The sequence below is a fragment of the Kocuria sp. NPDC057446 genome, assembly GCF_042802875.1.
In the GTDB taxonomy this organism is placed as follows: Bacteria; Actinomycetota; Actinomycetes; order Actinomycetales; family Micrococcaceae; genus Kocuria.
The window spans coordinates 1-5,309 of record NZ_JBHVDI010000207.1 but is presented as its reverse complement, the minus strand read 5'-3'; the positions used below and the strand labels follow the sequence as shown (position 1 = coordinate 5,309).

4 protein-coding genes are annotated in these 5,309 nt (G+C 73.9%); all 4 read right to left on the bottom strand.

The annotated features are described in order from the left end of the window. Positions 1-69 precede the first annotated feature (69 nt). Positions 70-783, bottom strand: a complete 714-nt coding sequence (locus ACFU0Y_RS16855) for a transglycosylase family protein (protein WP_380215908.1) — start codon at positions 781-783, stop codon at positions 70-72. A 458-nt stretch (positions 784-1,241) separates the two neighbouring features. Further along, positions 1,242-2,081 carry an inositol monophosphatase family protein gene (locus tag ACFU0Y_RS16850; RefSeq protein ID WP_380215906.1) on the bottom strand — a complete coding sequence of 280 codons (840 nt, stop codon included), beginning with the start codon at positions 2,079-2,081 and terminating at the stop codon, positions 1,242-1,244. Between the two features lie 2 nt (positions 2,082-2,083). Beyond that, positions 2,084-4,396, bottom strand: coding sequence for an NAD-dependent DNA ligase LigA (gene ligA / locus ACFU0Y_RS16845; RefSeq protein WP_380215904.1), 2,313 nt, complete (start codon positions 4,394-4,396; stop codon positions 2,084-2,086). A gap of 57 nt (positions 4,397-4,453) precedes the next feature. Next, positions 4,454-5,309, bottom strand: an 856-nt coding sequence (locus tag ACFU0Y_RS16840; RefSeq protein ID WP_380215902.1) for a MaoC/PaaZ C-terminal domain-containing protein, incomplete at its 5' end; no start/stop codon positions are given.

Sequence of the window (5,309 nt, the reverse complement as noted above, 5' to 3'; positions counted from 1 at the left end):
CCTCCGGACGGAGGGGCCCTTTCGCGTGCTGCCGCGCGGCCTGGCCGCGCAGTGCGAGATCCTGTGGGATCAGGCGGGGATGTCCAGCACCTGACCCGGGAAGATCAGGTTGGGATCGGCGATGACGTCCGCGTTCGCGGCGTACAGGTCCTCCCAGTTCTCGATGCCGAGCTTGTCGGCGATGGAACCGAGGGTGTCGCCAGCGACCACGGTGTAGGACTCGGCGGAGACCGAGGCCGGGGCCACGGAGGCGGCCGGGGCCACGTACTCGACGACCGGGGCCTGGACGGCGGCCGGGGCCTCGACCGGGGCGGCAACGGGGGCCGGGGCCGGCTCGGGGGCGGCCACGGGGGCCGGGGCCTCGATCGGGGCCGGGGCCTCGACGGACTGCGGGGTCACGGACGCGGTGCCCATGGGGTTGGTGGAGGGAGCGGCGGAGCCGGACAGGCCCAGCTTCGCGGAGCAGGCGGGCCATGCACCCCAGCCCTGGCCGTCGAGGACGTTCTCGGCCACGGCGATCTGCTGCTCACGGGAGGCGTCCTGCGGGGCGCCCTGGCCGCCGAAGGCGGCCCAGGTGGAGGGGGTGAACTGCAGGCCACCGGAGAAGCCGTTGCCGGTGGCGGTGTTCCAGTTGCCGCCGGACTCGCACTCGGCGAGGGCGTCCCAGGTGGAGGCCGGGGCGGCGTTGGCCGGGAGGGCCATGGCGCCCACGGCGGTCCCGCCGAGGATCAGGGCGGCGGCACCGCGACGGACGTTGCGACGAACAGCGAAAGCGTTGGTCATGATGCTCCCTGGGGCCACCTGCGCTCGTTTCCGTCCCCGGATGTCTTCGCGCCGTCGTCTACCCGTGAAAGGTTTTGGTGGGTAAGTGCTTACAGGTGTCTGCCCTTCAGACGACGTGCGGTGTTACGGCAGCACCCAGCATGGTGTCGTGGCGCGCCGGGATTCGGACTCCAGGCACACCGGATCCCCGGAGGAATCCTCGGGGAAGCTGTTTATCACGATAGCGTAACGATTTTCGTTGCGCTACCCCTTTCGGCCCGACGTGAGGTATCACACGTTCGCGGTCTGCAGGGGTGCCGGCCCGTGAAGAATGCCGGCGTCCGGAGCTCGCGCTCCGGGAAGCGGAGGGCATGCCCTCGGGAAGAACGCTTCAAAGGTCACGCTATGGCAACTTTTTGGTCTCGGTCAAGTTACGAGAGCCATCTCACACAGGCGGCCGGCCGGGCCCCGGCCCGCGCTCAGCCCGGGATGCCGCGCTCGCGTGCGGTGATCCAGGCCGCGAGGCGGTCGGCGGCCGGCACCTCGCCCGCCGCCGGGGAGGGCAGGTCCGGCCGGGCCACGAGCGCTCCGGCCTCCTCGGCGATGAGCGCGCCGGCCGCCCAGTCGTGCTCGTGCAGGCCCTGCTCGCCGTAGCCGTCGAGCGCGCCGTCCGCGACGAGGCACAGATCCAGGGCCGCCGAGCCCAGGCGCCGCATGTCCGAGTACTGGCGCATGGTGGCCGCGAACGCCGGGAGCTGTCGCTCGCGGCGCTCGGCGTCGAAGGGGAAGCCGGTGCCGTAGAGCCGGCCGGGCCGGTCCGGGACCGGTCCCCCGAGCCGGCGGGTCACCCCGTCCGCCTCGACCCACGCCCCGGCCCCGCGCACGGCGAAGTAGGTGCGGCGCAGGGCGGGGGCGTTGACGGCGCCGACGAGCCAGTTGCCCTGGGCGTCGGCGGCGGCCACGGACGTGCAGTAGTAGACGATGCCGCGGATGAAGTTGGTGGTGCCGTCCAGCGGGTCCACCGACCAGCGGATCCCGGAGGGGTGCTCCGGCCGGTGCGTGCCCGACTCCTCCCCGGTGACGGTGTCGTGCGGGCGGCGGTCCAGGATCGCGCGCAGCACGGCCTGCTCGGCGGCGACGTCGAAGCGGGTGACCCAGTCCCCCTCCTCGGACTTGCCGGTGACGCCCAGCCGGTCGGCGTCGCGGCCGCGCAGGACCTCGGCCCCGGCCTCGGCGGCCGCCAGGGCCAGCTCCAGGAGCTCCTCCAGGTGGGCGCCGGTGGGGCCGAGGCCCTCCAGCGCGTCGTCGTGCCGTCCCATGCTCAGTCCCCGTCCTCGTCGTCCGTGCTGCTGTCCGTTCCCGTGCCGGCCGGGGTGCTCCCGGGTGTGCTCCCGGCTGTGCGCCCCGGCGCGCTCCCGGCCGCACCGGCGAGAGCCTCCGGCCCCTCGGCGAGGAGCCGCTCGAATCCGGCCTCGTCGAGCACGGGCACGCCGAGCTGCTCGGCCTTGTCCAGCTTGGTGCCGGCGTTCTCGCCCGCCACCAGGAAGTGCGTCTTCTTCGACACGGAGCCGGAGGCCTTGCCGCCTCGCACCAGCACCGCCTCCTTCGCGGAGTCGCGGCTGAAGCGCTCGAGGGTGCCGGTGATCACCACGGTGGTGCCCTCGAGGGTGCGGGGCACGGACTCGTCCACCTCGTCCTCCATGCGCACGCCCGCGGCCGCCCAGCGCTCCACGATCTCGCGGCGCCACGGCTCGGCGAACCACTCGGTGAGGGCGGCGGCGATCACGGGCCCCACGCCGTCGGCCTGGGCCAGGGTCTCCTCGTCGGCGTCGCGGATGGCGGGCAGCGAGCCGAAGGCCGTGGCCAGGGACCGGGCCGCGGTCGGGCCGACGTGCCGGACGGACAGGGCCACCAGCACGCGCCACAGCGGCTGCGACTTGGCCTTCTCGAGCTCCTCGAACAGCTTGCGGGTGGTGGCGGTGGGCTCGGACGGCTTCTTGGCCGTGCCCTTGGTCCAGAAGTACGGGACCAGCTCGGTCTCGCCCGTGGGCACGCCCTTCGACTTCTTCTCCCGCCGGATCCGCACCTCGCGCAGGTCCTCGGGGGTGAGGTCGAACAGCTGCGCCTCGCTGGTCAGCGGCGGGGTCTCCGGCTCGTCGGGACGGGTCAGAGCGAGGGCGGCCTCGTAGCCGAGGGCCTCGATGTCGAACGCGCCGCGGCCGGCGGCGTGGAAGACCCGCTCCCGCAGCTGGGACGGGCAGCTTCGGGCGTTGGGGCAGCGGATGTCGACGTCGCCCTCCTTGGCCGGGCGCAGCTCCGTGCCGCATGAGGGGCAGTGGGTGGGCATCACGAACTCGCGCTCCGTGCCGTCCCGCAGCGCCACGACGGGCCCCACGATCTCGGGGATCACGTCGCCCGCCTTGCGCAGCACCACGGTGTCCCCGATGAGCACACCCTTGGCCTTCACCACGTCCTGGTTGTGCAGGGTGGCCATCTCCACGGTGGACCCGGCGACCCGCACCGGCTCCATGAGCCCGAAGGGGGTGACCCGTCCGGTGCGGCCCACGTTGACCAGGATGTCCTTGAGCTTCGTGTGCACCTCCTCGGGCGGGTACTTGTAGGCCACGGACCAGCGGGGCACCCGGGAGGTGTGGCCGAGCCGGAACTGGGTGCGGCGGTCGTCGACCTTGACCACGATGCCGTCGATCTCGTGGATGAGGTCGTGGCGGCGGCGGCCGTACTCCTCGATGAACGCGAGGACGTCCTCCGTGGACGGCAGCACCTTGTAGTACGGGCTGACCGGCAGGCCCCACCGCTCGAGCAGCTCGTAGACCTGGGACTGGGTCCCGGCGTGCAGGCCCGTGGCGGCGCCCACCCCGTGCACGTACATGGACAGCCGGCGCCGGGCGGTGACCTCCGGGTCCTTCTGCCGCAGCGAGCCCGCCGCGGCGTTGCGCGGGTTCGCGAAGGGCGCGCGTCCCTCGGCCACCATCGCGTCGTTGAGGGAGCGGAAGTCGCGGGTGGAGATGAACACCTCGCCGCGGATCTCGACCTCCTCGGGGACGTCCTCCCCGGTGAGCACGGTGGGGATGCTCGCGATGGTGCGCACGTTGTGCGTGACGTCCTCGCCCGTGGTGCCGTCCCCCCGGGTCGCGGCCCGCACGAGCTCGCCGTCGCGGTAGAGCAGGTTCACGGCCAGCCCGTCGATCTTCAGCTCGGTCAGCCACGCGGACGCCGGGGCGTCCGGCAGCGCCTCGACCGACGCGGAGGCCTTCGCCAACCAGGCCGTGAGCTCGTCGATCGAGAAGACGTCCTCGAGGGAGTACATCCGCGCGAGGTGGGTCACCGGCGCGAACGCCGCGGAGACCTCGCCGCCGACCTCCTGGGTGGGCGAGTCGTTGGCCACCAGCTCGGGGTGCAGCGCCTCGACCTCCTCGAGCCGCCGGTAGAGCTCGTCGTACTCCGCGTCCGAGATGGTGGGCGCGTCCTCGACGTAGTAGGCGGTCCGCGCGGCGCGCACCCTGTCCACGAGCTCCGCGTACTGCTCCTTGAGGTCCTCGCTGGGCGGGGCGGGGTTGAGGTCCTGGCCGGTGGCGTCGACGGGTCGGGCGTCTGTCCTCTGCTGTGGGCTCACCCGACCATTGTGGCCCACGCGCCGGACGGGACCGTCGACCGGCTCCGCGGCGGCGGGTCAGCCGTCCAGCCGCGCCACCGTCCCCGTGAAGTGCGGGCGCCTCCGCCGCGGATCCCACCCGGCGAAGCCCGAGCTCCGCCAGCCGGCACCCCGGCCGTCGTCGGTGATCGCGACCCCCACCGTGCCGGGGAGCAGGACCGGGGCCGCGAACTCCACCGTCCAGCGGAAGGCCACCCCGGGCGGCACCCCGACCTCGGCCAGGGCGCGGGAGGCGGAGTACATGCCGTGGGCGACGGCACCCTTCATGCCCAGGGCCCGGGCGGTCGGACCGGAGAGGTGGATCGGGTTCCAGTCCCCGCTGACCGCGGCGTAGTCCCGTCCGGTGCCGGCCGTCAGCCGCCAGTGCCCGGTCGGCGCCGGCGGCACGAACTCCTCGCGCGGGGCGTCGTCGGCCGTCCCGGGCACGCGCACGCCCTTGGCGAGGTACGTGGAGCGGCCCGTCCAGACCGTCTCGCCGTCCTCCCGCGCCAGGCGCGCGACGACGTCGACCTGCACGCCGGACCGGTGCGGGCGCAGCCGCTCCGCGGAGGCGGTGACCGTGAGGTCCTCCCCCACCGCGACCGGTCCGCGGTGCTCTACCGCGTTGGCCAGGTGCACCATGCCGAGGACCGGAAGCGGGAAGTCCGGGCGGGTCAGCACGCTCATCGCCACGGGGAACGCCAGGGCGTGCAGGTGCCCGGAGAAGGCCTCGGTGCCGCCGGGGCCCTCCCGCAGCGCCGCCCCGACCGTGCGGCAGAACGCCTCGTGCCCGGCGGGGTCGACGACCACGGCCTCGACCACGTGCGCCACCGCCGGCAGCTCGAGCGGGGCCCCGCCGGTGCCGCGGCGGCGCCCGCCCGGCCGGCCGGGGATC

Coding starts and splice junctions, on each gene's coding strand:
- ACFU0Y_RS16850 (WP_380215906.1), bottom strand. CDS start 2,081: ATGGGACGGCACGACGACGCGCTGGAGGGCCTCGGCCCCACCGGCGCC.
- ACFU0Y_RS16855 (WP_380215908.1), bottom strand. CDS start 783: ATGACCAACGCTTTCGCTGTTCGTCGCAACGTCCGTCGCGGTGCCGCC.